The organism is Christiangramia sp. OXR-203 (assembly GCF_034372165.1).
Lineage (GTDB): Bacteria > Bacteroidota > Bacteroidia > Flavobacteriales > Flavobacteriaceae > Christiangramia.
The window spans coordinates 1,176,059-1,198,523 of sequence record NZ_CP139698.1; the positions used below are offsets into that span (position 1 = coordinate 1,176,059).

Below are 22,465 nucleotides of genomic sequence, written 5' to 3' on the forward strand. Positions count from 1 at the left end.
GTGTTTTTTATCTTTAAGAAAAATAGGATTATGAAGTTTTTTATAAATGAAGCAGATCAGGTTGTAAATGAGGGAATAGAAGGATTGCTCACCAATCCTAAGCTTACCAGACTGGATAATTTCCCTGAGGTTCGAGTAGTTCTGCGGAAGGATTGGGATAAATCGAAAGTAGCAATTATTTCTGGCGGTGGATCTGGACATGAGCCGACTCATGCAGGATTTGTTGGAAAGGGAATGCTTACGGCAGCAGTATGTGGTGATATTTTTGCTTCTCCCTCGGTAGATGCAGTGCTTTCAGCAATTATAGCGACGGCAGGAGATAAAGGCTGTCTTTTGGTAATCAAGAACTATACAGGAGACAGACTTAATTTTGGTCTTGCGGCAGAGCAGGCCAGAGAAATGGGTTATAAAGTTGAAACGATTATCGTAGGAGATGATATAGCTTTGGGAGAGGAAACAGAACAAAGAGGATTAGCCGGAACGCTTTTCGTGCATAAATCGGCGGGATATATATCTGAAGAAGGAAAGTCTCTTGAAGAGATTTTAGAGCTGGTAAAGAGAGTTGCGCAAAATTCATATTCCATTGGTCTTTCTTTAGAAGAAGGACACAAATTTCAGGGAAAAGAGGATTCTCGTTTAGATGAATCTGAAGCTGAACTGGGTCTTGGAATTCATGGTGAACCGGGTGTTGAAAAGATAGCCGTGGCGAAAGCTGATGAGCTTATGGAAACTGCAGTGGAAAAACTTCAGGAATATACAAGCGGAGCTGAGTACGCACTTATTTTGAATAATCTTGGAAGTGTTACTCCGGTTGAAATGAATGTTTTACTGAATTCTTTCAGTAAAACTTCTATGGCAAAGAATGTAAAACTGCTGGTAGGTCCCGGAAGTTTTATGACTTCACTGAACATGAAAGGTTTTTCTATCTCTGTGGTGAAACTGGATGAGGAAATTAGTGAAGCTTTAGTGGCAACATGTGATCCAGCATCCTGGTTCATTAGCGAATATGGAGAAGCCAGCTCGATCAAGAGTCCGGAACTTCCGGAAACGCTTCCTTTTGAATCTTCGGAAAATGCCAGCACTAAGAAGTTGCTTAAGGAAATTGCTGAAGAATTGATCGACATGAAAGATGAGATCAATGCTCTGGATGAAAAAGTAGGAGATGGTGATGCCGGTTCTACCTTTGCAAGTGCTGGTAAGAATGTACTGGAAGTTATTGACAGGTTGCCATACGCCAAAAACTGGGAATTATTTATAAGTATAGGAAGAATATTTTCCAGAGAAATAGGAGGTTCCAGCGGTGTACTTTTTTCACTCTTATTTACGAGAGCGGGAAACGCATTGAAAGAAAATGATGACCTGGGAAAAGCTCTATTAAGCGGATTGGATAAAATGAAGGATTATGGGGGCGCGAAACAAGGGGAGCGTACGATGATAGACGCTCTGCAACCAGCTTTTGAAGCGATCGCTAATGGTGAAAGTATGGAGAAGGTAAAGTCGGCTGCACGAAAAGGAGCTGATGCCACTAAAGAAATTACCGATACTAAATTTGGTAGATCTTCTTATCTCTCAGAAGATAGTTTGAAAAATGTTCCAGATCCGGGAGCAGAAGTTGTTGCCAGGGTTTTCGAAAAACTGGCAGCTATTAAATAATTGAAGTTAAAATGATAACCCACCTTGAAATATAATCAGGGTGGGTTTTTTCTTTAAGTATTAGCAATCACTAAGGCTTACTTTTACTGCAAGACCACCTTCAGATGTTTCTTTATACTTTTTATTCATATCCTTAGCGGTTTCCCACATCGTCTCGATCACTTTATCCAGTGGAACCTTCGCGCGACTTGCATCACTTTCCATGGCAATTTCAGCAGCATTGATCGCTTTGATCGCTCCCATGGCATTTCTTTCTATACATGGAACCTGTACTAATCCAGCAATAGGATCACAGGTTAAACCTAAATGATGTTCCATTGCAATCTCACTGGCCATTAAAACCTGTTCCGGGGTTCCTCCCATCAATTCGGTCAAACCACCAGCGGCCATCGCTGATGAAACTCCAATCTCTGCCTGGCAACCACCCATGGCTGCAGAAATGGTAGCTCCTTTTTTGAAAAGGCTTCCTACTTCGCCAGCAACCAGCATAAATCTTTTGATATCCTCGTAAGTAGCATCGTGATTTTCGATACAGAGGTAATACATCAAGACAGCCGGCACAGTTCCCGCACTACCGTTAGTGGGTGCAGTAACAACTCTTCCCAGGGATGCATTAACTTCGTTTACACTTAATGCAAAGCAAGTAACCCATTTAAGGATCTGACGGAATTTCACTTCGGTTTGTCGAATTGCAGGAATCCAGTCCTCTACATTGGTATAGGAAGTATCACCAATTAAACGCTGATGCATTTCAAAAGCGCGTCTTTTTACGTTGAGGCCACCGGGAAGTGTACCTTCAGTATGACATCCAATATACATGGACTCCAGCATTACATTCCAGATTTGTTTGAAGTTTGCATCGATCTCCTCGTCTGTACGCAGAGAACGTTCATTTTCAAGTACAATTTCTGAAATGGTTTTATTTTCCTGTTTACAAAATGCCAGTAATTCAGTTGCCTTTTCAATGGAGAAAGGGAAATTCTGAAAATTCTTCATTTTCTTGCTGGCGTTCTTGCGTTCTTTTTTAACTACGAATCCGCCTCCAATGGAATAGAACGAAGAAGAAGTTTTCTTGCCATTAAATAAACATGCTCGAAATGTCATTCCGTTAGGGTGAAATTCGAGAAATTTTCTATTGAATTTTATATTTTCAGCGATAGAGAATATTATCTCTCGTTCTCCATTTAATAATAATCTGCCAGTTTCACGAACGTTGCTAATCTCGGAATCGAGGATCTCAATATCCATAGTTACAGGGTCATGTCCCAGCAATCCCAGAACCGTAGCAATATCTGTGGCGTGTCCTTTCCCGGTAAGACTTAAAGATCCATAAAGATCTACATGAATCTTTTCCACCTGGTCGAACCTTTCTTTAGACTTCAATTCAGCGATCCAGCGTTGAGCTGCCCGCCATGGTCCAAGAGTATGAGAACTGGATGGACCAACGCCCACCTTCAGCATATCAAAAACGCTAATGCATTCGATTTTTCGCATTCAGATAAAATTATTTGAGCACAAAAGTAAGGATTTGATAAAGCTACCCATATATAATTGCGAAAATAATATTCCGAAGAAATCAAAGGAGAATAACTCAGAAATGACAGAGTTGAATTTTAAAAATGACAGTCTGTCATAAGAAAAGCGCTGGCATAATGATTGACTTCAAGTGAGTGTAAAATTGATAAACTAACATAAAACAAGTTATATAGTTATGAGTAAAATAATTGGAATTGACTTGGGTACCACTAACTCCTGCGTTGCCGTAATGGAAGGTAGTGAGCCGACAGTGATACCTAATGCCGAAGGAAAAAGAACAACACCATCTGTAATTGCATTTGTAGAGGGTGGAGAAATAAAAGTTGGAGACCCTGCAAAGCGTCAGGCGGTTACTAACCCAACTAAAACAGTAGCTTCTATTAAAAGATTTATGGGAAACAAATTCTCAGAATCTGAAAGAGAAGCGGGTAGAGTACCTTATAAAGTAACTAAAGGTGATAATGATACTCCACGTGTGGATATCGATGGTCGTCTTTATACTCCGCAGGAACTTTCAGCAATGGTACTTCAGAAAATGAAGAAAACTGCTGAGGATTATCTTGGACACGATGTAACGGAAGCTGTAATTACGGTACCTGCATACTTTAATGATTCTCAACGTCACGCAACAAAAGAGGCTGGTGAGATCGCAGGTCTTAAAGTAAGAAGAATTATAAACGAACCAACCGCTGCAGCACTTGCTTACGGACTGGATAAAAAATCTCAGGATCAGAAGATCGCTGTGTATGACCTTGGTGGTGGTACATTTGATATATCTATTCTTGAATTAGGTGATGGTGTATTTGAAGTACTATCTACAAACGGTGATACTCACCTTGGTGGAGATGACTTCGATGAAGTATTGATCGACTACCTGGCTGATAGCTTTCAGAAAGCAGAAGATATCGACTTAAGAAAAGATCCAATGGCACTTCAGCGTTTGAAGGAAGCATCTGAAAAAGCGAAGATCGAATTATCATCTTCTACTCAAACAGAGATCAACCTTCCATACGTAACTGCAACATCTAGTGGACCAAAACACCTTGTAGAAACTATCACAAGATCTAAGTTCGAGCAATTAGCTTCTGAACTTGTAACAAGATCTATGGAGCCGGTAAAAAAGGCACTTAGTGATGCAGGTCTTTCCAAGAGTGATATTGATGAGGTAATTCTTGTTGGTGGATCAACCCGTATTCCTAAGATTCAGGAAGAAGTTGAAGCATTCTTCGGAAAAAAACCTTCTAAAGGTGTAAACCCAGATGAGGTTGTAGCAATTGGTGCTGCTATTCAGGGTGGTGTACTTACAGGAGATGTTAAAGATGTATTGCTTCTTGATGTAACTCCACTTTCTCTAGGTATCGAAACTATGGGAGGAGTGAACACGAAATTAATCGAGTCGAATACTACGATCCCAACAAAAAAGTCACAGACTTTCTCTACGGCGGCAGACAATCAGCCTTCAGTTGAGATTCACGTACTTCAGGGAGAGCGTCCAATGGCGACAGATAATAAGACGATTGGTAGATTCCATTTAGATGGTATCCCACCAGCGCAAAGAGGAACTCCTCAGATTGAAGTAACTTTTGATATTGATGCTAACGGTATCATTAAAGTAAGTGCTACAGACAAAGCAACTGGAAAATCTCAGGATATTCGTATCGAAGCTTCTTCAGGATTAACTGAAGAGGAAATCGAGAAAATGAAGAAGGAAGCTGAAGCAAATGCTGAAACCGATAAGCAGGCTAAAGAAAAAGTTGATAAGCTTAACGAAGCAGACAGCATGATCTTCCAGACTGAAAAGCAACTGAAAGAATTTGGAGATAAGATCTCTGAAGACAAGAAGAAGCCAGTGGAAGAAGCTTTAGAAGAATTGAAAAAAGCTTACGAAACCAAGGAGATCGAGCAAATTTCTCCAGCTTTAGACAAATTGAATGAGGCATGGAAGACTGCATCAGAAGAAATGTACAAAGCTCAGGCAGAAGCTCAGGGCGGTCAGCCAGGCGGACCACAGCAAGGTGCCACAGGCGCTGAAGGTGGAGCAGCAGATGGTGGAGCCTCTCAGGGTGCAGATGATGTTGAAGATGTTGATTTCGAAGAAGTGAAGTAATTCACATTCAGTATATTTAAGAAAAACCTCGCAGAAATGCGGGTTTTTTTTGTTTTGGGCCTGGTCTATCCATCTTTCTATGCAGTTGCAAACTGGACCGTATCTATAACAGTTATCTTACAATTTGCACTATTCTCTTAGCGGTTTTTAATATTAAATAGGTTTCCGCAATATGAATTTTTCTCGAATTAAAGCAAACTTAACGCCTTAACCTAAAAGTGATTTTAAGATAATTTAAGTACCACAGTGGCTTAACATGTTGGCTGAGTTCAAACTGTATTTTTATCACAACTAAACAACTTAAATTATTTTTCAAATGAACACAATTACAAATTTTATGGGTCGGCTATTTTTACTAGCCGCCTTATCATCGGCAATCAGCGGTTGTGAAGCTGAAGACGGTGTAGATGGTACAAATGGAACCGATGGCCAGGACGGTGTTGATGGCATCAATGGAGAAGATGGCGAGGATGGAGAGGATTTCACACCAGCTCCCGAAATATTCGAAAATAAAAGTGCGGTAGATCCACTAGTTACCATGTCGTCTCAATTCAGCTTCGTTCAGGCTTATTCTTTACTGAGTACACCAGATGTGGTAGGAGATGATTTTCAACTGGCAGGTTCTGCTGATGGAGCAGGATTTCTAAAAGACGGTGACGGTTACATGTACGTGGTGAACTGTGAAGATAGCTATGCAGTTGCGAGAATTAGGTTTGACCAATACATGAACCCAGTAAGCGGAGACTATCTATTAAACTCAGGTGTTTCAGATTATGCGCGTCAATGTTCTGCTACTATGTGGGAAGCCAGTATTCATGGTGGATCCAAAGATCTTTTCCTTTCAGCTTCAGAAAGTATCAATTATGATGTAAAAGGGATAGACCCATGGGTTGAGAATCCAACTCCTCAGGCAGATTTCGGACTTGATGCCCTTGGTGAATTTTCCTGGGAGAACGCTGTGCCACTTCCTAAGGATGCGTACTCTGGAAAGACTGTGATCATTGGAGGCGATGATGATTCATCTGGTTCTGAAGGACAGGTGGTACTTTATTATTCTGAAAATGCTGATGATGACCTGGAAAACGGGAAGATCTATGTGCTTCGTGCGAAAGAAGTTTCAGATGGAATGGATGGCAAACAAGCTGTAGAATCTGATGTTGTATATAATGAGTCAAGTTTTGATCTTCAATCAACCTACGAAGTAGAATTTGTGGAGATCGAGAATGGTAAGGATCTTACCAAGGATGAAATGGAAACTGCCAGTTCCAATGTGCTTGCTACTCAATTTATGAGAGTTGAAGACGTGGATTATCAGAAAGGAGCCGATTCTAATGCTAGAAATGTATATTTCGCGGTAACCGGTAGAGGTCCAGGCAGAGGTACTTATAATGACTGGGGTACCGTGTATAAATTGGAGCTGGACGAAAACTCTCCGCTTTCAGGGAAACTTACTCAAATAGTTAGTGGAAATACAGATACCAACAACATGGATGGAAATTTAGGAGCGTTGCAAAGTCCTGATAATATCTGTGTTACTGAAAATTTCGTTTATATTCAGGAAGATCCCAACAGCTTTAGTAGAGGACATTCTGCATATATCTATCAGTCAGATCTAAACGGACAGAATATTCAGCATGTGCTTGAACTTATTGTAAGACAGGACCTGGATCCAGATAATTCTACAGGTTTTAGTGGAGAATTTGGTTCATTAATAGATGTTTCAGACAAAATTGGAGAACCGGGAACTTTTCTTCTCGCTGTACAACCGCACTATTGGGAAAGTAGTGATTTCATGAATTTAGACGGTCATACCAATGCCGAACGTGAAGATGACCAGGCATCGCAAATAGTTTTACTAAGAGGATTACCAAGATAATTCCAATTTTAGTTTCTACAGGTCTTCGTTCTTACGAAGACCTGTTCTTATTTATAGAAATATGTTCAAAAAAATACTTCTGGCAATCATTCTAATTGCCCAGTTTTCATGTAAGCAAGAATCGGAATATCTTGCTCTCAATTCTGAAAATAATCAGGGCTGGGATCAGGCTCACAGATTCTACCAGAATTCGTTAAATAACAGTATTCAACATCTATCTGAAATTAAAAGTAATGGTCTGGATGATCCTTCTAATAAAGAGCTTTTTAAGAAAGCAAGACAGGAATGGAAAAAAGCTGAACCCTTTGCGTCGTATTTAAATCCTGCAGTGGGACATCGTGTAAATGGACCTGCACTTCCAGTCTTTCTCGAGGATAATTCCAGGTTTATGCCGGCGGTTGGATTGCAAAAGATAGAGGAAAGTATTTATAATAGGGAAGTTACAGAGCAGGAATTTCAGGAAGAACTGAAAGTTACCCTGGGATTAATGGGAAACCTTCAGAAAAATATAGTCAAGCGAGAGCTCACCACAGAACGCTTTTTTATTGCAACTCAGCAACAATTACTCAGGATCCTTAGTCATTCGATCACTGGATTTGATACTCCTGTTAGTCATCTGGGGATAGAGCAGGCGGCGGTCTCGTTTGAAGCCTTGAATGAGGTGTATGCTCTAACACTTCAAAAAATCATCCAGCAGAAGGATATAGATTTAGATAAAAGATTTCAGCAAAAGCTTATAAGTTCAGTTAACTACCTGGAAGAAAATACAGATTTCGAGAGTTTTGATCGTTACGAGTTTACCAGAGAGTATTTAAACGATATCACCAGTTTATGGCTGCAAATTAGAAATACTTCAGGACTGTGGGAAGGTACTGCCAATCAACCTTTCAATTTCAATGCACCAACATTTTTTGAAGAGGATAGTTTCAAGCCTGAATATTTCATGCAGAATGTAAACAGAAAGAATTCTGAAATGAAAGTAGCGCTTGGCGAGAAATTATTTTTCGAGAAAAAGCTTTCGAAGAATAGACGTATGGCCTGCGCGACCTGTCATCTTCCTGAAAAGGCCTATGCAGATGGGTTGACTTTCAGTAAAGATAATCAGGGAATGGAACTTAGTAGAAATACACCTACCCTTATTAATTCGGTCTATCAGCGAGGATTCTTCTGGGATGGTAGATCTGAAGGTTTGATGGAACAAATCTCTTCAGTATTTACTAATAAAAAAGAATTTGATACCGGAGTGCATGAATTTTCCGAAGAGATTTTACAGGATTCCACCTATCAGGAAATCATCCAGCAGACTTTTGGTGGTATTCCGCGGGGTAATACAGAACTTATCAAAGCATTGTCTGCATATATTTCCACGCTGAATGGAATGAATAGTAAATTTGACCGTAATATTTCTGGCAAGGAAAGCACCTTTACAGAGCAGGAAAAACGCGGATTTAATTTATTTGCCGGCAAGGCTCTGTGTGCGACCTGTCATTTTTTACCCCTCACCAATGGAACCGTTCCGCCATTCTATACTGAAACCGAAAAGGAGATCATAGGTGTTCCAGAAACAGCTGCGAATAATAAGCTGGACGATAATACCGGTTTTTATTGGAGCTACAGAGTTGAAGAGCATAAAGGAATGTTCAAAACTCCAGGAGTACGAAATATAGCTTTAACTGCTCCATACATGCACAACGGAGTTTATACGAATCTTGAGCAGGTAATTGACTTTTACAATAAAGGAGGTGGCGCTGGATTAGGCTTTGATCTGCCCCATCAAACCTTACCCTTTGATAACCTGGAACTCAATGAAGACGAACAGGCAGCTCTGGTAGATTACTTAAAAACGCTAACGGATACTAAGGTAACTGGTAACAAAAATGACCTTTCAATTTAGCAAAGTATAGATATAAACGATATTGAAGAGAACCAGCACCACAAGGCAGCATAAACTAAAAATTCGGTACTGCTTACCAGGCTGGTCTTCTTTTCTCATATTATTGCCGGTCACGAGTTTATAATTGAACCATGCGAGCAAGGGAGCTGATAGAAATGATAAGGCTGTAGCGAAATCTATCAGAATCGTAAATGTCATACTAAAATAAGAGAGGATTACCAAGGCTACAGCCGGAATGATAAAAATTGCCAGTTGGTAGGAATTCCATTTTTCAGATGTTGTTGCCTCAGGTTTTTCGATCATATAAACTTCGGAAAGCACCCGGGGAAATGCATCTGTGACCGCAAGGGTAGTAGAGAACATAGCGATAAGGGCTGCGATGGCAACCAGTGTTTCGCTCCAGGGTCCCAAAGTAGCTCCGTAAAGCGCTACCAACTGTCCAGAAAACTCTACACCGTTCCCGGAAAATTCTGTATTTGAACCGAACATAATAAGTGCTCCCATTAGAAAAAATAGCAAACCAATAATTGCAGCGGCCAGGTAACCAACGTTAAAATCTGCAAATGCTTCCCTGATACTTATTTTCCCTGCGGATACCGATTTTTCCCTGGTCCAGATCGAATGCCATACAGCGGCATCTAACGGAATTGGCATCCAGCCCATAAATGCAATGATAAAAGCTATACTTGCGGTATTCCAGATATCTGGTGATGCAATGGATAGCGAACGATCAAGCCTCCCGTCACCAAACGCCAGCACGACTGCTATCAAAGTAGCTAACCCAAGTAAACTAACGATGAATTTCATGGATTTGTCCAGCGCCGGGTATCTTCCAATAAGTAGTAAAGCGATACAAATAGCAGAAATGATAAGACTCCAGCTAAAAGTTCCCCAGGCCATTCCAAAAAGTCGTTCAGCAAGACCTGCGGTTACGATCGTAACTGCAGCCTGAATAATGAACATGCTACCCACCGTAATAAAGATAAACAGTGCATAAGGCAATTTACCAAGACGCCTGTAACCCTGAATGAGATGTTCGCCTGTGGAAGCAGCGTACCTGGGACCGAATTCGAGAAATGGATATTTAGTAATGCACGCGAGCAATAAGATCCAGATGAGTAAGAATCCGTAATCTGCACCGGCTCTGGTCGCCTGTACTAAATGCGAAACTCCAATTGCGGCTCCGGCAAGCAAGAAGCCCGGACCCAAAGATCTCAAAATGGATCTACTTTTCGGCATTAGCTGGTTTTAGCAATTTTAGTGATAATTTCCTGGTTTAGTTCGTGTCCACCTTCAAAAGCATGAATATTGATCTCCTCCCCAAATATTTCCTTCAATCTTGATTCTTCAACTTCTATAATTCCTTTTTTGAGGTACTCATCCCGTGTTCCGTATATAAAATGAAAATTGGTTTCTTTCAGAAACTCGAAATCTGCCTTATTAAGTTCTTGTGGTACTTTTCCGGAGTGCATAATAAGATTGGCGCATTTAATTTTGCGTCTGGCTACGAACCTGGTAGCGACAGAAACACCTTGTGAATATCCAAGAATATTCAGTTTATGAACATTTGAAAGATCTTCAGCATCATAAACAGCGTAAAGATACTTCAGCACGTTTTCAATCTCAGCTTCAAGATTCTCCCGGGTAAGCCAGGAAGCGCCCATATGCCTGTATTCTCCATTGAGATAATATTTCGATTGAGCCTGGGGAGCAATGATATAATTTTCAGCATCCAGATGATTAAACTGCCTTATAAAATACCTGCTTAAATATCCAATTCCGTGGAGAACCAGCCATACAGTTCTGGTATTTTCAGAATGTTCATTCAAGGTAGAATAGGTGTTGTGAATGGTATAAGAAAGACTTTTCTCCTTACTCATGGTTGTCGCAGGTTTTGTATTTTTACAAATAAACCAATCTTTTAAAAGATGACGAAGGAAGAAGTACTGCAACTTTCAAAAAAGGTCTGTAAGAACACACTTATGGAAACCCTTGAAATAGAGTTTTCTGAAATTGGGGAAGATTACCTGATTGCTAAAATGCCGGTGAATTCCAGAGTTCATCAACCTGATGGAGTTTTACATGGCGGTGCGACGGTAGCCCTGGCAGAAAGTGTTGGAAGTATGGCTAGTTATGTTTTTCTGGATACCGATAACTTTTTTATTCGGGGTATTGAGATCGCTGCTAACCATCTTAGAAGTGTAAAAGAAGGATGGGTTTATGCCAAAGCGACTTTTATTCATAAAGGTAGAACCACGCAATTATTTGAAATAAAGATCACAGATGAGGAGGATCGCCTGATCTCCCTGGTGAAGTTAACGACTATTGCTCTTCCAAAAGAAACCAAATGATCACAGAAGAAGAATTATTTACCAGTATAAGAACTCAGACCGAGAAACAATTTCCGTTTGTCGCTTATCGGAAACCTGGGGAAAATAGTGTAAAGCTGATCTGTCAAACCTCTGCGGAAAGCTATAGTGGCGAAGGCCTGGACACGCCGGGATTTGTATTTGCTGCCTTTGATTCTCTGAATCAATCCCTGCTTATTCCTATTGCTGAAGCTGAAGTTTCTAATTGTAATTACGAAAACCGACCAGTAAGTCAGCCAGTTCCGCCACAGCCTGAACAACCTATGCCAACAAGGAATTCTCAGGACCAGATAAAGCATGAACAATTAGTGCAGTCTGGGATCGACCAGATCAAAAATAGCAGTATTGATAAGATCGTACTAGCGAGAGCTGAAAAGGTAAATGTTCACGATCCCGATCCCATTCCCATTTTCAGAAGATTACTCGACAGGTATGAGGAGGCTTTCGTCTATTTCTGGTATCATCCGGAAACCGGCACCTGGATGGGCGCTACTCCGGAAACTCTTCTACATTCTGAGCGTGACAGATTTAAGACGATGGCTCTTGCCGGCACCCAGCTTTTCGAAGAAGGTTCGGAAATTATCTGGCGTAAAAAGGAAATTGAAGAGCAGGCTATTGTCACCAGCTATATCGACAAAGAATTGCAAAAGATTTCAGAAGTAAAAGAACTGAAGATCGGAGAGCCTTATAATGTAAGAGCAGGAAACCTGTTACATATAAGAACCGATATTCAGGGGTCTTTTGATTCCAGTTCTGCACTTTCAAGAATCGTGACGGCGCTTCATCCAACACCGGCGATCTGTGGTATACCGAAAGCTGAGGCACTACAATTTATTCTTCAGAATGAAGAAATGGACAGAGAATATTATAGTGGATATCTGGGCGAAGTTCAACTCAGCAAGGAAGTGAAGAGGAATTCTAACCGAAGAAATCAGGAAAATCAGCAATTTGCTTCGATTTCCAGAGTTTCTAACTTGTATGTAAATCTTCGCTGCATGAAACTGGAACAGGATATCGCAAAGATTTTTGTGGGTGGTGGCATCACTAAAGATTCCAATGCAGGTGAAGAATGGCATGAGACGGTAAATAAATCTGTCACCATGCGTAGGGTTCTTGTTAAATAAGCTTCAAAAACTCTTTCCAGCTTAGACGTAAATACTAATTTTGGGAGTCTATGAAATATTCAAAAATTCCGGTAGCGAGATCTGTGGTAGCTCTTTGTGTTGCCAAGAATATAAAACATGTAGTAATTTCACCAGGTTCGAGAAATGCGCCCTTAACGATCGGTTTTACGCATCATGATGATATTACAGCTTATAGTATTGTAGATGAACGCTGTGCAGCATTTTTCGCACTGGGAATTGCTCAACAGAAAAGGACTCCTGTGGCACTGGTATGTACTTCAGGTTCAGCACTGCTAAATTATTATCCGGCGATCGCTGAAGCATTTTATAGTGATATTCCATTGGTGGTAATTTCCGCAGATCGTCCCATAGAGCGTATTGATATTGGTGATGGACAAACCATCAGGCAGAAGAACGTTTTCGAAAATCATATCCTGTATTCTGCCAATCTCTATTCTGAACTGGTACTGGAACATCAATCTGAAGACGTCAAGCTTCAGCAGAAACAATTTGAAGCACGTAAACATAACGAACGGGAAATTAACCTGGCTTTAAATAAGGCGATAGAGGATAAAGGGCCTGTTCATATTAACGTGCCTTTCTACGAACCACTATATGATACGGTACAACATATAGAAGTAGATCCTTTACAGATCCTTCCCGAGCTAAATGAGAAACACTATTCAGAAGCACAATTGAACAGCTATGTACAGGAGTGGAATAGCGCCAAACGTAAGATGGTGATCGTCGGGGTGGCCCAGCCAAACCTTATAGAACAGCGGTTTCTTGATATGCTGGCTAAAGATCCCAGCGTGATCGTTTTTACTGAAACCACATCGAATATTCATCACCCAGATTTTTTTACCAGGATCGATACTTTGGTAGGACCTATTGAAAAGGAAGGAAATAAAGAGGAATTATTCAGAAAATTGCAACCTGATATTTTGCTCACTTTCGGCGGAATGATCGTTTCAAAAAAGATCAAAAACTTTCTGAGAAATTATAGTCCTAAGCATCACTGGCATGTAGATTCTAAAAAGGCCTATAATACCTTCTTTTGTTTGAACAAACATTTTGAGACAGAAGTAAATGATTTCTTTCACTCATTCATGCCACTTACTGAGACAGTTGCCAGCGATTATGGAAATTTCTGGAAAGATATAAAATCCAACAGGCAGAATCGTCATGAAGAATATATGTCTGAGATTCCTTATTCAGATCTTAAAGCGATGCAATTGATCGTGCCAGAGGTGCCAGATCACAGTATCGTGCATTTCGCGAATAGTTCTACCATTAGATATGCGCAGTTGTTTGAATGGGATCGAAGTCTGAACACTTTTTGTAATCGAGGAACCAGTGGGATCGATGGTAGTACATCAACTTCTGTTGGAGCAGCAGTAGCTTCAGATAAACCTGTTCTGTTCATAACTGGTGATCTAAGCTTTTTCTATGACAGCAATGCACTTTGGAATGATCATATACCATCCAATTACCGCATAATTTTACTGAATAATAGTGGTGGAGGTATTTTCAGAATATTGCCGGGAAATAAAGATTCAGAGAATTTTGATACGTATTTCGAAACTACTCATGAATTGCAGGCGAAACCTGTTTGTGAGCTGTACGGTATTGACTATTCGAAAGCTGCCAATGAACAGGAAATAGAGGATGAATTGAAAGCTTTCTTTGATACTTCTGAGAAACCTAAACTGCTTGAAATTTTTACTCCGCGTAAAATGAACGATAAGGTATTGCTGGAATATTTTAGTTTTATGAAATCTTAGTCGGCTGCTATAGGCTTCTTTTTTACTTTTTTATTAACTTACCTGAGCTAAAACTTAAAATTTAGATCATGAGTAAACTTGATGAAAAAGTAGGTCAGTATATCGATGACCTTAAAACCAAAGTGGGAGAGGATAATCCTGATGTGGATCTTCTGCGGAAACTGGCTCAATCCATGGGTCCAAGTATTTATAACGCCGATGCTGAAACTGTTGCGGCTTCCAGTAAATCTGAAGTTGAAACAGTAAAGAACAACTTCGTTATGAAAAAACTTGGAGTGACTGATGGAGAGAAGGCAGACGAAGCGATCGATCAGGTGATGGAAAAGTATGGAAAATCAAATCGTAATAAATACAGAGTGGTAATTTACTATCTTCTAACCAAGCATTTTGGTAAAGAAAGTATGTACAAATAAGCTACTTCAACCATATATAAAGATCCGTTTGTGTGATAATCTCATAAACGGATTTTTTTATTGCTGATTAACAGTATCTTTGTATGCTAAATTTTTAGACTATGATCAGGTTAGGAGAATACCATGAATTAAGTATTATTAGAGAAAGTGATCACGGTGTGTATCTTGAGAATGATGCCGGTGATGAGGTGCTTTTGCCTAATAAATACGTTCCTGAAACCTGGATGGTCTATGATAAGATCAATGTTTTTGTGTACTTGGATCATTCAGAAAGACCGGTAGCAACAACTTTGAAACCTAAGATCAAGTTAGATCAATTTGAAAGTCTTACCTGTGTTGAGGTTAGTAAATTCGGGGCATTCCTGGATTGGGGACTGGAGAAGCATCTTTTTGTTCCATTTAAGGAACAGGTGATCCCTATGCAAAAAGGAGAGCGCTATCTTGTGTTCTGTTACCTGGATCTTGAAACAGAACGACTTACTGCATCTTCCAAAGTACATGCATTTCTTGATAATTCTGAACTTACCGTGGAACCATTTGAAGAGGTGGATCTAATCGTAAGTAACGAAACCGACCTTGGTTTTAATGTGATCATTAACCAGTTGCACTTAGGTTTGATCTATCACGATGAAGTCTTTAAAAAATTGCGAATTGGTGATTCTCTAAGAGGTTTCATCAAGAAAATAAGAATAGATAATAAGATCGATATCATGTTGCAAAGGCCGGGATATCGAAGTATCGAGCCAAATGCTCAGAAAATTCTTGATAAGCTCGAGTCTTCCGGTAGTTTTATTGATCTAACAGATAAGTCTGATCCTGCAGATATCAAATCCAGATTGCAAATGAGCAAAAAGAGCTTTAAAAAAGCAATTGGTAGCCTTTACAAGAACAGGCAAATCGATCTGAATGAAGACGGAATCACTTTAAAAGAGGAAGAGCAGGATCAATAGATATATCGATACGGAGTATTATATCTTCTCACTCCATAACTACGCTGATTGTAATTGTTCAGGAAAGGATTGTAGAATGGGTTGCTAAAAGAATCATTTCTATCTCTAGTCTGGATATTTCCCGTTACTTCAAATATTTTCTTTTCTCTGGTTCTCTGCGGAAGCGGAGATCCAAGGTCAATTTCGCGGGTAATTTTATTTCTATTTGATTTGTCTATGATCGCCAGCATATCGATCTGGTCTTTCTGAATATCATTCCGCAGATGCATAAAAGAACCATCAGAAATATTAAATTCTGAAGGTTGCTGCCAGTTAAAACTGAAATCTTTCCAGTCGTTTTGGATACCACGATTGCCAATTTCGAAGTCCTCACGATCCCAATACCCGAATTCCTGGGCAGAAGTACTAAAACCTGCCAGCAAAAAAAGTAGGATGTAAAGAATTCTCATGATCAGTTTTTTCTGAAGAATATCAAAAATGGTGCAAAAACATTAAATATGTTCCAATTCTTTTAGAAATTATTGAAACAGTTTTGTAAAAACGATTATTTTCACTTCCAAATTATAAAATCGAACACAAATATGAAAAAATTAATATTAAGTATCGGAGTTGCGTTTATAGGATTTTCCTCTATGGCGCAGGAGCAAATGACTTCAGAAGAAACAAAAGCGATTAAATTAATAGAGCTTACTTCAGGTCAGCAATTTGATATCATGACCGAGCCGATCGTGAAAATGGTTGCTGAAGACAAAAGAGAAGAATTTAAGAAAGAACTTTCTGCCAGCACTGAGGAATTGTATAAGAAAATGGCGGTGATCTATACTGAAAAGTTTACAGAAGAAGAACTTGATGAGATTCTTGCATTCTATGCTACACCGGTAGGGGAGAAGATGGTTGAACTTACTCCAGACATTACGAAAAAAGCCATGGAGATAGGCCAGGCCTGGGGAATGGAATTACAACCTATGATGGCAAAATATATGCAATAATCATTTCTTGAGTATGATCTAAACCTGTTCCCTGGAACAGGTTTTTTTATCTACTTTCTGAAGTGAACTTAAAACTTTATTTTTACTGAAAACTATTTGTATGGCTACGATAAACTGGAAAACAGTACGTGAATATGATGATATAACTTACAAGAAGGCAGATGGGGTTGCAAGAATTGCATTCAACCGACCTGATGTTAGAAACGCTTTCAGACCAAAAACAACTTCAGAGCTTCTGCATGCTTTTCAGGATGCACATGAAGATACTTCTATTGGAGTGGTACTACTTTCCGCTGAAGGACCTTCTACAAAAGATGGAAAATGGGCATTTTGCAGTGGAGGAGACCAGAAAGCGAGAGGTCACCAGGGTTATGTTGGTGAGGATGGCTATCATAGACTGAATATTCTTGAAGTACAGCGCTTAATTAGATTTATGCCAAAAGCAGTGATCTGTGTGGTTCCCGGTTGGGCAGTAGGTGGAGGTCACAGTTTACATGTGGTCTGCGATCTTACGCTGGCTTCTAAGGAACATGCGATCTTTAAGCAGACAGATGCAGACGTCACCAGTTTTGACGCCGGATATGGCTCTGCATACCTTGCAAAGATGGTGGGACAGAAAAAGGCCAGAGAGATCTTCTTTTTAGGAAGAAACTATTCTGCTCAGGAAGCTTATGAAATGGGAATGGTGAATGCCGTGATCCCACATGAGGAGCTTGAAACTACCGCATTTGAATGGGCACAGGAAATTTTAGCAAAATCACCGACCTCTATCAAAATGCTGAAATTCGCCATGAATCTAACCGATGATGGGATGGTAGGGCAGCAGGTATTTGCCGGAGAAGTCACTAGACTGGCTTATATGACAGATGAAGCTAAGGAAGGTAGAGATGCATTCTTAGAGAAAAGAAAACCGAATTTCGAAAAGAAGTGGATTCCATAGAGAATTCACGCAACCATTTCAGGAAAAGAACGTCTTTATAGCAGAACTAAATTTTAGATGATTATGAGATTCTCCAAAATAATATACAGATTCTTTGTTCTATTTCTAACAGTTGTAAGCTTTAGCTCATGTAGTAGCGATGACAATTCTGATAGTGAAAAGGAATTCGTTGGTGAAAGTGGCATCAATTCTTCAGAAAGCAAAGATCTATGGCTTTCATTGAAAAGTACTAATAAGGATAGTTATAAGTATACCATAGAAACAGCATCCTGGACAGGCTTCGCTACTTCAACTACAATTAAGGTTGAAAATGGGGAAGTGGTAAGTAGAGAATTTATCTCTACCCAGCCCCAGGAAGAGAATCCAGCCGAAACTGAAATTGTAGAAGAATATATAGAAACAGAATCTGATCTTGGAACTCATGAGAGTGGAGCAGATATTCTGACCATAGATGAACTATATAGCCTTTGTTTTGCAGAGTATCTGACTGTAGATACTGATTCCAACCTTATATATTTTGATACTACTTCTGAAGGAGTTATCAATACTTGTGGCTATGTAAATAAGAATTGTGCAGATGATTGTTTTGTTGGTTTTAAGCTGACTGACTTTACCTGGTTATAGGATTATTTAAAACCTGATGTTTAATTATAATTTCACGGTTTTGGGTAAAAACTATATTTTTATACAGACTTAAAACTTCAATATGAAAAAGCTGCTTATTCTGATGTCAGTATTTCTGATTTTTGCGTGTTCCGAAGATTCGGATTCAGGAATTCTTGATCAGGAAGTTCTAAAGGAGAAACCTGAAGTGGTTGAAGAAGCTACTGAGGAAGAAACTGATACCGAATCCGAAGCCGAAAGTGACGCTGACACCGACGATAAGGAAGAAGACTCAGAAACCGAAATTGAAGTAGAACTTCCACAAGTTTGGAAATTATTTAAAATGAGCTGTAGTCATACCGAAGAGTGCACAAAGGAGGGAGATGAAATGGATTTCCAGGATACTTATACCTTAAGGGAAGATAAAACGGTTGAAAAGATCAGGAGCAGGCAGAATGATACGATAAAGGTAGAAGGAACTTTTAAAGTGACTATATCGTATTATGATACTCCGGCTTATACACTGCAATATGATGGAGAACCTACTATAGAGGATATTGAGATCTATTCAAGTTGTATGAGTAGGGAAGAATATCTTTATGTGATTCAGGATGACGAAAATATCCTGATAAATACTGTGGATGATTGTGGTGGACCTAGGATGTTCTATAGCAGGGAAGATCAATGAAATCAATGAACTACGACCATAGATAAAAAAGCCGTGTAGAAATACACGGCTTTTTTAGTCCTGATATATCTGGAATTTAATACGTTCTTTTAATTAAGTCATCAATTTTTGCTGCAATTTCCTCATGAACCTCCTCCTGCAGAAAATGTCTTGATGAAAGCAAATGAGTTTCCTGAGTATCGGTTAATTCCTTCAGTTCTTTGCTGAAATGTTCGTAGGTTAGAGCCGGATCATCCTCACCCCATACTGCCTGAATTGGATAGTCTACATTTTTCAAAGCAGTCTGTACTAAATTCTGAAATTCTTCAGTTTGGTTGAAATTTCTCATAAGTTTCAGAAAAGCTTTTCCATCATCTTCTCTTTTCAGAAGATCAACATATGCTTTTATTTCCGCAGAAGAAGAGCAGGAAGAATCATTGACGCCCATTTGAGAAAACATAATTGGCCAGGTAGCGTGAGTGATCGAAATTAATTCGGCTTCACCTAAAACTTTTTTCTCGAATGGTCGCATCACCAGTGGCTTCTTGAAATTCTGAATATTTATCATGGTATTCAGTATAGTAATCGATTGTACCTTTTCAAGATTCTTGGCAGCTAGCGCAAACCCAACAGGACCACCAATGTCATGAACAACTAAATGAAACTTTTCAATGTTTAATTCTTTTAGACAGTCTGTAAGGAAGTCGGCGAAATTATTGAATTCATAATTAAAATCTTCCGGCCTGTCGGTAAGACCAAGTCCGGGAAGATCCACAGATACACCACGACGACCTTTCTCAACTAATGAATCTATAACTTTTCTATATAGAAAGGAGGAAGTAGGCACCCCATGAACGCAAAGAACCACTTCACCACTTCCTTTGTCCAGAGCGAATGTGTTGATACCGTTAATGTCAAAATATTTCCCTTCTCGTTCGTGATTTTTGATCACGTCTTCAATTTCCTTACCCATAATCTTTATTATTTGAATAATTATAAAGCTACGATCTTAGAAATAAGTCTATCGAAAGCACGTCTTAAAGTGTGCTTAAAGAAAACAAAAAAGCCGCGAATGAATCGCGGCTTATACACTAACAGATAGATTTCACTATCGTAGTTTCGGATATTTATTCGGATTCGTTTCGTGCATGATCGCATACACTTTTTCGAAAATATCTTCCGCAGATGGTTTGGAGAAATAATCACCGTCTGTACCGTAAGCTGGCCTATGTTCTTTGGCGCTTAACGTTTGCGGTTTACTGTCCAGGTATCTATATGCATTCTGTTCATCAAGAACTTTCTGCAAGATATAGGCTGAAGCTCCTCCAGGAACATCTTCATCGATTACCAGTAGTCGGTTTGTTTTCTGAACACTTTTTACGATGTCATGGTTAATATCAAAAGGTAATAAAGACTGAACATCGATCACCTCGGCGTCAATATCAACCTGAGCCAGTTCCTTCGCTACTTCTTCAACGATTCGCAAGGTAGAACCGTAGGAAACAAGAGTGATATCTGTACCTTCTTTTAAAGTTTCAGTAACTCCAATAGGTGTCTTGATATCTTTTAGGTTCGTAGGTAGCTTTTCTTTAAGTCTATATCCGTTTAGGCACTCAATCACTAATGAAGGAGTATCTAATTCAAGAAGATGATTGTAGAAACCAGCAGCTTTCGTCATGTTTCTAGGAACAAGAACATACATTCCTCTTACAAGATTAAGAATACCGGCCATTTGTGAACCACTATGCCAAATACCTTCCAGGCGATGCCCTCTGGTTCTAACGATTAGTGGTGCCTTCTGCATTCCTTTAGTTCTGTAGTGAAGGGTTGCAAGATCATCACTCATTCCTTGAAGACAGTACATTACATAGTCAAGATACTGGATCTCTGCAATTGGACGTAATCCTCTCATTGCCATTCCAATTCCCTGTCCAAGTATAGTTGCTTCTCTAATTCCGGCATCAGAAACTCTGAATTTCCCGTATTTATTCTGAAGTCCTTCAAGCCCCTGGTTTACATCACCAATTTCACCTGCATCTTCACCGAAGATCAAAGCATTTGCATGATTTTCAAAGATCTGATCGAAGTTGTCTCTTAATATAATTCGAGCATCAACTTCATCTGCTTCCTCATCATATTCAGGCAGTACTTCTGTTGATGTGTTTTCTTCGATATAAAGATGTGAACTGTATTCACCTTTATTCTCTTCCCCAAATTCACTTAACCAATTTAGCAATTCATCTTTTTCAGCAGAAGATTCACCTATTGTATATCTCAAGGTTTGTCTTGCAGCAGAAATAAGATCTTTCTTTAAAGGTTCTCTGTCATTCGCAATATTCTCCTTAAGAGAATTGATAAAGTTCCCGTTAGAACTATTACCAGCTACTTTACTGAGAAGTTCTACTACTTGCTTCTTTCTAGCTAAAGTTGGCTTTAGATAATTGTTCCAGGCGTTGCTTTTAGCGGTTCTTACCTGTTTTTTGATCTCTTTCTCCATCACTTCAAGATCTTCAGCATTGGAGAAATTATTTTCGATGATCCACTCGCGGAACTTCACATTACAATCATGTTCTTTCTCCCAGTTTAATCTGTCTTCAGATTTATATCTCTCGTGAGATCCTGAAGTTGAGTGACCTTGCGGCTGTGTTAATTGCTGTACATGAATTAAAACCGGGCAATGCTCTGCACGTGCAATAGACGATGCTTTTTCATAGGCATCTACCAAAGCTGGATAATTCCAGCCTTCTACTACTATGATCTCATATCCATCATGTTCCTCATCACGCTGAAAGCCTTTAAGGATTTCAGATATATTTTCTTTTGTAGTTTGATGCCTGGCGTGTACAGAAATACCATACTCGTCATCCCAGACACTCATCACCATTGGTACCTGCAAAACACCGGCAGCATTAATGGTTTCCCAGAAATGACCTTCACTTGTACTGGCGTTCCCAATGGTTCCCCATGCTACTTCGTTTCCATTATCTGTAAATTTCTCGGCAGAAATTCCATCAACATTTCTATAGATCTTGGAGGCCTGAGCAAGACCAAGTAGTCTAGGCATTTGCCCGGCAGTAGGAGAAATATCTGAACTGGAATTCTTTTGTTCCATCAAGTTTTTCCATTCTCCATTCTTATCGAGGCTATGTGTCATAAAATGACCTCCCATCTGTCTACCGGCAGACATTGGTTCATTTTCCAGATTTGTATCTGCATATAAACCAGCAAACAACTGCTCCGGAGTAAGAGCGCCTATAGCCATCATAAAAGTTTGATCACGATAATAACCCGATCTAAAATCACCATTCTTGAAAGCTTTGGCCATCGCCAGTTGTGGTACTTCCTTTCCATCACCAAATATTCCGAACTTCGCCTTCCCGGTAAGTACTTCCCGTCTACCTAAAAGACTACATTCTCTGCTGGTGACAGCAATTTTGTAATCTTCAAGTACCTGAGACTTGAATTCATCAAATGAAATAGAATTTTCAGTTTGTGTTTCGCTTTGCATGAACATTATTTTGAATAGTAGCAAATGTAGCGAAAATCAAAATTATACACAA

The 22,465-nt window shown here is 39.6% G+C and carries 19 protein-coding genes; 13 read left to right on the top strand and 6 right to left on the bottom strand.

Annotated elements, in window-relative coordinates; genetic code table 11:
* Window positions 1-30: 30 nt before the first annotated feature.
* Window positions 31-1,653 carry a dihydroxyacetone kinase subunit DhaK gene (locus T8I65_RS05455; RefSeq protein WP_322302389.1) on the top strand — a complete coding sequence of 541 codons (1,623 nt, stop codon included), beginning with the start codon at window positions 31-33 and terminating at the stop codon, window positions 1,651-1,653.
* Window positions 1,654-1,713: 60 nt separating this feature from the next.
* On the opposite strand, the gene T8I65_RS05460 is transcribed toward T8I65_RS05455, so the two are convergent.
* Window positions 1,714-3,147: an L-serine ammonia-lyase gene (locus T8I65_RS05460; protein ID WP_322302390.1), complete on the bottom strand. Its 1,434-nt coding sequence runs from the start codon at window positions 3,145-3,147 to the stop codon at window positions 1,714-1,716.
* A 217-nt stretch (window positions 3,148-3,364) separates the two neighbouring features.
* On the opposite strand from T8I65_RS05460, the gene dnaK reads away from it, so the two are divergent.
* The 3 genes from dnaK (at window position 3,365) to T8I65_RS05475 (ending at window position 9,066) form a co-directional block, all read left to right on the top strand.
* Window positions 3,365-5,296, top strand: a complete 1,932-nt coding sequence (dnaK, locus tag T8I65_RS05465) for a molecular chaperone DnaK (RefSeq protein ID WP_141877334.1) — start codon at window positions 3,365-3,367, stop codon at window positions 5,294-5,296.
* 316 nt (window positions 5,297-5,612) lie between these two features.
* Window positions 5,613-7,172: a hypothetical protein gene (locus tag T8I65_RS05470; RefSeq protein WP_322302391.1), complete on the top strand. Its 1,560-nt coding sequence runs from the start codon at window positions 5,613-5,615 to the stop codon at window positions 7,170-7,172.
* A 61-nt stretch (window positions 7,173-7,233) separates the two neighbouring features.
* Complete coding sequence (locus tag T8I65_RS05475) at window positions 7,234-9,066, top strand: cytochrome-c peroxidase (protein ID WP_322302392.1); 1,833 nt, start codon at window positions 7,234-7,236, stop codon at window positions 9,064-9,066.
* On the opposite strand, the gene T8I65_RS05480 is transcribed toward T8I65_RS05475, so the two are convergent.
* Both T8I65_RS05480 and T8I65_RS05485 read right to left on the bottom strand, forming a co-directional pair.
* Complete coding sequence (locus T8I65_RS05480; RefSeq protein WP_322302393.1) at window positions 9,058-10,305, bottom strand: Nramp family divalent metal transporter; 1,248 nt, start codon at window positions 10,303-10,305, stop codon at window positions 9,058-9,060. The genes T8I65_RS05475 and T8I65_RS05480 overlap by 9 nt on opposite strands.
* Window positions 10,305-10,946 (bottom strand): esterase, encoded by a 642-nt coding sequence (locus tag T8I65_RS05485; protein WP_322302394.1) that lies wholly within the window; start codon window positions 10,944-10,946, stop codon window positions 10,305-10,307. The genes T8I65_RS05480 and T8I65_RS05485 overlap by 1 nt, the downstream gene beginning before the upstream one ends.
* A 48-nt stretch (window positions 10,947-10,994) precedes the next feature.
* Between T8I65_RS05485 and T8I65_RS05490 the strand changes: the two genes are divergently transcribed.
* The 5 genes from T8I65_RS05490 to T8I65_RS05510 all read left to right on the top strand — a co-directional run bounded on the left by T8I65_RS05490 (window position 10,995) and on the right by T8I65_RS05510 (window position 15,706).
* Window positions 10,995-11,417, top strand: a complete 423-nt coding sequence (locus T8I65_RS05490) for a PaaI family thioesterase (RefSeq protein ID WP_141877339.1) — start codon at window positions 10,995-10,997, stop codon at window positions 11,415-11,417.
* Window positions 11,414-12,559: a chorismate-binding protein gene (locus tag T8I65_RS05495; protein WP_322302395.1), complete on the top strand. Its 1,146-nt coding sequence runs from the start codon at window positions 11,414-11,416 to the stop codon at window positions 12,557-12,559. Before T8I65_RS05490 ends, T8I65_RS05495 begins: the two co-directional genes overlap by 4 nt.
* A gap of 50 nt (window positions 12,560-12,609) precedes the next feature.
* Window positions 12,610-14,343 (top strand): 2-succinyl-5-enolpyruvyl-6-hydroxy-3-cyclohexene-1-carboxylic-acid synthase, encoded by a 1,734-nt coding sequence (menD, locus tag T8I65_RS05500; protein WP_322302396.1) that lies wholly within the window; start codon window positions 12,610-12,612, stop codon window positions 14,341-14,343.
* Between the two features lie 68 nt (window positions 14,344-14,411).
* A complete protein-coding gene (locus T8I65_RS05505; protein WP_322302397.1) occupies window positions 14,412-14,756 on the top strand; it encodes a DUF2853 family protein in 345 nt (114 codons plus the stop codon).
* A gap of 101 nt (window positions 14,757-14,857) precedes the next feature.
* Window positions 14,858-15,706 (top strand): S1 RNA-binding domain-containing protein, encoded by an 849-nt coding sequence (locus tag T8I65_RS05510; RefSeq protein WP_322302398.1) that lies wholly within the window; start codon window positions 14,858-14,860, stop codon window positions 15,704-15,706.
* Here T8I65_RS05510 and T8I65_RS05515 read toward each other — a convergent pair.
* Window positions 15,700-16,155: a hypothetical protein gene (locus T8I65_RS05515; RefSeq protein WP_322302399.1), complete on the bottom strand. Its 456-nt coding sequence runs from the start codon at window positions 16,153-16,155 to the stop codon at window positions 15,700-15,702. The genes T8I65_RS05510 and T8I65_RS05515 overlap by 7 nt on opposite strands.
* Before the next feature lie 132 nt (window positions 16,156-16,287).
* Here T8I65_RS05515 and T8I65_RS05520 point away from each other — a divergent pair, with 132 nt between their 5' ends.
* From T8I65_RS05520 to T8I65_RS05535, 4 genes are all read left to right on the top strand, one after another.
* A complete protein-coding gene (locus T8I65_RS05520) occupies window positions 16,288-16,695 on the top strand; it encodes a DUF2059 domain-containing protein (RefSeq protein ID WP_322302400.1) in 408 nt (135 codons plus the stop codon).
* Window positions 16,696-16,795: 100 nt separating this feature from the next.
* Window positions 16,796-17,635 (top strand): 1,4-dihydroxy-2-naphthoyl-CoA synthase, encoded by an 840-nt coding sequence (locus T8I65_RS05525; protein WP_322302401.1) that lies wholly within the window; start codon window positions 16,796-16,798, stop codon window positions 17,633-17,635.
* Between the two features lie 63 nt (window positions 17,636-17,698).
* Complete coding sequence (locus T8I65_RS05530; RefSeq protein ID WP_322302402.1) at window positions 17,699-18,259, top strand: hypothetical protein; 561 nt, start codon at window positions 17,699-17,701, stop codon at window positions 18,257-18,259.
* A gap of 82 nt (window positions 18,260-18,341) precedes the next feature.
* Entirely contained in the window at window positions 18,342-18,926 is a 585-nt protein-coding gene (locus T8I65_RS05535) for a hypothetical protein (protein ID WP_322302403.1), read from the top strand.
* Between the two features lie 76 nt (window positions 18,927-19,002).
* Here the strand turns inward: T8I65_RS05535 and T8I65_RS05540 are convergent, their stop codons facing one another.
* A complete protein-coding gene (locus T8I65_RS05540; protein ID WP_322302404.1) occupies window positions 19,003-19,878 on the bottom strand; it encodes an alpha/beta hydrolase in 876 nt (291 codons plus the stop codon).
* Window positions 19,879-20,013: 135 nt separating this feature from the next.
* Complete coding sequence (locus tag T8I65_RS05545; protein WP_322302405.1) at window positions 20,014-22,413, bottom strand: alpha-ketoacid dehydrogenase subunit alpha/beta; 2,400 nt, start codon at window positions 22,411-22,413, stop codon at window positions 20,014-20,016.
* Window positions 22,414-22,465: the final 52 nt, after the last annotated feature.

What these genes read in the sequence shown, in the direction of transcription:
- T8I65_RS05455 (WP_322302389.1), top strand. Translation starts at nt 31, where the DNA reads ATGAAGTTTTTTATAAATGAAGCAGATCAGGTTGTAAATGAGGGAATA.
- T8I65_RS05460 (WP_322302390.1), bottom strand. Translation starts at nt 3,147, where the DNA reads ATGCGAAAAATCGAATGCATTAGCGTTTTTGATATGCTGAAGGTGGGC.
- dnaK (WP_141877334.1), top strand. Translation starts at nt 3,365, where the DNA reads ATGAGTAAAATAATTGGAATTGACTTGGGTACCACTAACTCCTGCGTT.
- T8I65_RS05470 (WP_322302391.1), top strand. Translation starts at nt 5,613, where the DNA reads ATGAACACAATTACAAATTTTATGGGTCGGCTATTTTTACTAGCCGCC.
- T8I65_RS05475 (WP_322302392.1), top strand. Translation starts at nt 7,234, where the DNA reads ATGTTCAAAAAAATACTTCTGGCAATCATTCTAATTGCCCAGTTTTCA.
- T8I65_RS05480 (WP_322302393.1), bottom strand. Translation starts at nt 10,305, where the DNA reads ATGCCGAAAAGTAGATCCATTTTGAGATCTTTGGGTCCGGGCTTCTTG.
- T8I65_RS05485 (WP_322302394.1), bottom strand. Translation starts at nt 10,946, where the DNA reads ATGAGTAAGGAGAAAAGTCTTTCTTATACCATTCACAACACCTATTCT.
- T8I65_RS05490 (WP_141877339.1), top strand. Translation starts at nt 10,995, where the DNA reads ATGACGAAGGAAGAAGTACTGCAACTTTCAAAAAAGGTCTGTAAGAAC.
- T8I65_RS05495 (WP_322302395.1), top strand. Translation starts at nt 11,414, where the DNA reads ATGATCACAGAAGAAGAATTATTTACCAGTATAAGAACTCAGACCGAG.
- menD (WP_322302396.1), top strand. Translation starts at nt 12,610, where the DNA reads ATGAAATATTCAAAAATTCCGGTAGCGAGATCTGTGGTAGCTCTTTGT.
- T8I65_RS05505 (WP_322302397.1), top strand. Translation starts at nt 14,412, where the DNA reads ATGAGTAAACTTGATGAAAAAGTAGGTCAGTATATCGATGACCTTAAA.
- T8I65_RS05510 (WP_322302398.1), top strand. Translation starts at nt 14,858, where the DNA reads ATGATCAGGTTAGGAGAATACCATGAATTAAGTATTATTAGAGAAAGT.
- T8I65_RS05515 (WP_322302399.1), bottom strand. Translation starts at nt 16,155, where the DNA reads ATGAGAATTCTTTACATCCTACTTTTTTTGCTGGCAGGTTTTAGTACT.
- T8I65_RS05520 (WP_322302400.1), top strand. Translation starts at nt 16,288, where the DNA reads ATGAAAAAATTAATATTAAGTATCGGAGTTGCGTTTATAGGATTTTCC.
- T8I65_RS05525 (WP_322302401.1), top strand. Translation starts at nt 16,796, where the DNA reads ATGGCTACGATAAACTGGAAAACAGTACGTGAATATGATGATATAACT.
- T8I65_RS05530 (WP_322302402.1), top strand. Translation starts at nt 17,699, where the DNA reads ATGAGATTCTCCAAAATAATATACAGATTCTTTGTTCTATTTCTAACA.
- T8I65_RS05535 (WP_322302403.1), top strand. Translation starts at nt 18,342, where the DNA reads ATGAAAAAGCTGCTTATTCTGATGTCAGTATTTCTGATTTTTGCGTGT.
- T8I65_RS05540 (WP_322302404.1), bottom strand. Translation starts at nt 19,878, where the DNA reads ATGGGTAAGGAAATTGAAGACGTGATCAAAAATCACGAACGAGAAGGG.
- T8I65_RS05545 (WP_322302405.1), bottom strand. Translation starts at nt 22,413, where the DNA reads ATGCAAAGCGAAACACAAACTGAAAATTCTATTTCATTTGATGAATTC.